The organism is Pseudomonas sp. RGM2987 (assembly GCF_022952855.1).
GTDB lineage: Bacteria > Pseudomonadota > Gammaproteobacteria > Pseudomonadales > Pseudomonadaceae > Aquipseudomonas.
Window position 1 is genome coordinate 1 of sequence record NZ_JALJDX010000056.1, and the last position, 4,145, is coordinate 4,145.

The following is a 4,145-nucleotide window of genomic DNA, read 5'->3' on the forward strand; positions in this document are numbered from 1 at the left end:
GGGCTGTGCAGCAGCCCCCAAAACAGGGCCGCTGCGCGCCCCAGCGGGAGCAAGCTCCCTCGCCACAATGTGTTTACTCAAGACTTGAGGCGTGCCTCAGACGGTCTTGGCCATTCGCCCCGTCATCAGTGCCCAACCCAGCAGCAACACGCACAGGATGACCAGTGGCCACGACCGCCATTGCAGATAAGGCGTCAGCTCGTGCATCGGCACCACTTCGCCATACAGGATGCCCCGTTCGAACTGCGGGATCTGCGCGGTGATCTGGCCGAAGGGGTTGATCAGGCCGGTCACGCCGTTGTTGGTGGCGCGGATCATCCAGCGGCCGGCCTCCAAGGCGCGCATCTGGGCCATTTGCAGGTGTTGCAACGGACCGATGGAAGTGCCGAACCAGGTGTCGTTGCTGATGGTCAGTAGCAGGTCACTGCGGGCCGAGAGGCTGGCGGCGAATTCCGGATAGACCACTTCATAGCAGATGAACGGCGCGATCTGGTAACCCTTGGCTTGCAGCAAGGGCTGGTCGGCCGGGCCCCGGGCGAAGTCCGACATGGGCAGGTCGAAGAACGCGATCAGGCCGCGCAGTACGTCTTGCAGCGGCACGTACTCGCCGAACGGCACCAGTTTCTGCTTGAGGTAGGTGCCATCGCCTTCGCCGGTCACGGTGATGCCGTTAAAGTAGCGTTTCTCGCGGTGTACCAGCTGGCGAATTGGCACGCCGGTGATCAACGCCGAATGTCGCTCGGCGGCGAAGCTGCCCATCATGTCCAGGTAGCCCTGGGCTGATTCCTTGAGCACCGGCACCGCGGTTTCCGGCCAGATCAGCAGATCGACGCGCTTGGAGGCAAAGCTCATGTCGCGGTACAGCGCCAACTGCGCGTTAAGCTGTTCCGGGTCCCACTTCATGCTTTGCTCGATGTTGCCCTGGATCGCCGCGACGCTCAGCGGCTCGCCCGAAGGACGGGTCCAGGCGTGCCCCTTGAGCGCCATGCCGGCCACCCAGGGGCCGACCAGCAATACTACGCCGGCTGCGATGAAGCCCTTGCGCCCGGTGCCGATCAGTCGACGCGCGTTGTAGAGCAACGCGGCGCTCAGGGCCAAGGTGAAGGAAATCAGCCACATCCCACCCAGTGGCGCGAGGCCAGCCAAGGGGCCGTCGAGCTGGCTGTAGCCGGAATAAAGCCACGGGAACCCGGTCAGGAACCAGCCGCGAAACGCTTCCTGGCCCAACCACAGCGCGGCGAACGCCAGGGCATCGGCCAGCGGTGCTTCGTTGCGCCGCAGCCAGCGCGCCCACAGCCAGGCGGGCAGGGCGAAGAACCAGGCAATGGCGGCGACGAACAGCAGCATCAATAAGCCGGCAAGCAGCACCGAGGCGCCGCCGAAGTTATGGATGCTGACGTAGATCCAGCTGGTGCCGGCGCCAAACAGGCCGAAACCGAAACACCAGCCACGGCCCAGGGCCTGGCGCGGCGAAAGCTCGCGCAACCCGGCGTAGAACAACCCGACCGCCAGCAGTGCCAGCGGCCAGATGTCGAACGGCGCCAGGGCCAGGGTGGTGATCGCACCGGCCGCCACGGCCAGCAGGTTACCGGGCCAGCCGGGGCGGGTTATCCAGCGCATTTTCGTCCTTAGCGGGTCTCGCAGGGTTTATCGGGCAATAGGGGACAGGCGCAGCAGGTGAATCCGACGGCTGTCGGCGTTCAGGATGCGGAAGCGCCAGGAACCGATTTCCGTGGTTTCGTTGCGTTTGGGCAAGTGGCCGAACGCACTCATCACCAGGCCGCCGACGGTGTCGAACTCGTCGTCGGAGAATTGGCTGTCGAAGAATTCGTTGAAATTCTCGATCGGCGTCAGGGCCTTGATCAGGAAATCGCCGCTGGGCAGTGGCTTGATGTAGCTGTCTTCCTCGACGTCGTGCTCGTCTTCGATGTCGCCGACGATCTGCTCCAGGACGTCTTCGATGGTGACCAGCCCGGCCACGCCGCCGTACTCGTCAATGACGATTGCCATGTGGTTGTGGTTGGCGCGGAATTCACGCAGCAACACGTTCAGGCGCTTGGACTCGGGCACGAAGGTGGCCGGACGCAGCAAATCCTTGATGTTGAAGCTGTCGCCGTTTTCCTGAAGGATCAGCGGCAGCAGATCCTTGGCCAGCAACACGCCCATGACGTCGTCATGGCTTTCACCGACCACCGGGTAGCGCGAGTGAGCGGAGTCGACCACGGCGGGCAGGAACTCGCGGGGTGTCTGGGTCGCCTTGATGCTGACCATCTGCGAGCGCGGGACCATGATGTCACGTACTTGCAGGTCAGCCACCTGGATGGCGCCTTCGACGATGGCCAGCGCTTCGCTGTCCAGCAGCTTGTTCTGGTGTGCATCGCGCAGCAGCTCCAACAGCTCCTGGCGATTTTTCGGCTCATGGGCAAAAGCCTGGGTGAGCTTGCCCAGCCATGACTTATGCCCGTTGCTCGATCGATCTTCGCTCATAGCGATTACTCTGAATCCTTTGTCGTTACAGGTTGATGTATCAGTGTTCGTCGCCGGCGTAAGGGTCGGGATGACCCAGCTCTGCAAGCAACGTTCGTTCCAGTGCTTCCATTTCCTCGGCTTCGTCGTCTTCTATATGGTCGTAGCCCAGAAGATGCAAGCAGCCGTGAATCACCAGATGGGCCCAATGGGCCTCGGGGGCCTTGCCTTGCTCAGCGGCCTCACGTTCAACCACCGGGACACAGATCACCAGGTCGCCCAGCAGTGGGATGTCGAGCAACTCATCGGGGACATCGGCGGGGAATGACAGCACGTTGGTGGCGTAGTCTTTCTGCCGCCAGGTGTGGTTCAGCTCACGGCCTTCCGGTTCGTCCACGAGGCGGATCGTCAGTTCCGAATCGGCGCTGCGCTGGCGCAGGGCCAGCTCGCACCATTGGCGGAACCGGGCTTCGCTGGGAGCGGGCTGTTCACTGGCCAGTTGCAGGTCGAGTTCAAGCATTGTGGCGATTGCCTTTGCCTTCGGTGGCGTCCTCGTCGGCACGATTCTCGAAGCGCTCATAGGCTTCGACAATGCGTTGCACCAGCGGATGGCGCACCACGTCCTTGGGCATGAAATGCGTGAAGCTGATGCCCGGGACGTCCTTGAGCACCTGAATCACATGGTTCAAGCCGGATTTGGTGCCACGCGGCAGGTCGACCTGGGTGATGTCCCCGGTGATGACGGCGGTGGAGCCGAAGCCGATCCGGGTCAGGAACATTTTCATTTGCTCGACGGTGGTGTTCTGGCTTTCGTCCAGGATGATGAAGCTATTGTTCAGCGTACGGCCACGCATGTAGGCCAGCGGCGCGACTTCGATGACCTGGCGCTCGATCAGCTTGGCGACGTACTCGAAACCGAGCATTTCGTACAACGCATCGTAGAGCGGGCGCAGGTACGGGTCGATTTTCTGGGTCAGGTCGCCGGGCAGGAAGCCGAGTTTTTCACCCGCTTCGACCGCCGGACGCACCAGCAGGATGCGGCGCACCTGTTCGCGCTCCAGCGCATCCACCGCGCAGGCCACCGCCAGGTAGGTCTTGCCGGTCCCGGCCGGACCGATGCCGAAGTTGATGTCGTTGCCGAGGATTTCCTTCACGTAGCGCTGCTGGTTCAGGCCGCGCGGGCGAATCATGCCTTTTTTCGTGCGCAGGGCCACGGCAGGCTCCGAGGGGGCGTGGTTGTCGAGTTCTTCGACGGCCGATTCCTGCAGGAACAGGTGCACAGTGTCCGGCGACAGCTCGCTCCCCTTGGTTTCCCGGTAGAGACGGCGCAGCAGGTTTTCCGCGGAGGTGGTGTGTTTGGGTTCGCCGATCAGTTCGAACTGGTTTCCGCGGTTGCGGATCTCGATGGCCAGGCGCTGTTCGATCAAGCGCAGATGCTCGTCGAATTGCCCGCACAGATTGGCGAAGCGGCGAGCCTCAAAGGGCTCGAGAATAAAGCGATGTGGTTCGATAGGTGCGTTCAAGGTCGTTTTTAGCCGCCCAGGGGCAATAGAGATGAAACCAAGGATAGCGCCAGTAGGCTGGGTGCGAAAGGTCTTAAACGGACCCAGGCGGATTCCAGGCGACCGACGCGATCCATTGTGGGAGCGGGCTTGCTCGCGAATGCGGTGGGTCAGTTG

Annotated in this window: 4 protein-coding genes; all 4 read right to left on the bottom strand. The window is 62.4% G+C overall.

The genetic code is table 11. The features are described from left to right. Positions 1 to 96: 96 nt before the first annotated feature. From lnt to RGM2987_RS00465, 4 genes are read right to left on the bottom strand one after another with little or no spacing between them, the layout of a single operon-like run. The gene (gene lnt / locus RGM2987_RS00450; protein WP_245138151.1) at positions 97 to 1,620 is read right to left on the bottom strand and encodes an apolipoprotein N-acyltransferase; all 1,524 of its coding nucleotides are present in this window, start codon (positions 1,618 to 1,620) and stop codon (positions 97 to 99) included. Between the two features lie 27 nt (positions 1,621 to 1,647). Further along, on the bottom strand, positions 1,648 to 2,487 hold the full coding sequence (locus RGM2987_RS00455) for an HlyC/CorC family transporter (RefSeq protein WP_245138152.1): 840 nt from the start codon (positions 2,485 to 2,487) through the stop codon (positions 1,648 to 1,650). A 40-nt stretch (positions 2,488 to 2,527) separates the two neighbouring features. Continuing rightward, positions 2,528 to 2,986 carry an rRNA maturation RNase YbeY gene (gene ybeY / locus RGM2987_RS00460; protein WP_245138153.1) on the bottom strand — a complete coding sequence of 153 codons (459 nt, stop codon included), beginning with the start codon at positions 2,984 to 2,986 and terminating at the stop codon, positions 2,528 to 2,530. After that, entirely contained in the window at positions 2,979 to 3,989 is a 1,011-nt protein-coding gene (locus RGM2987_RS00465) for a PhoH family protein (protein WP_245138154.1), read from the bottom strand. Before RGM2987_RS00465 ends, ybeY begins: the two co-directional genes overlap by 8 nt. Positions 3,990 to 4,145 lie beyond the last annotated feature (156 nt).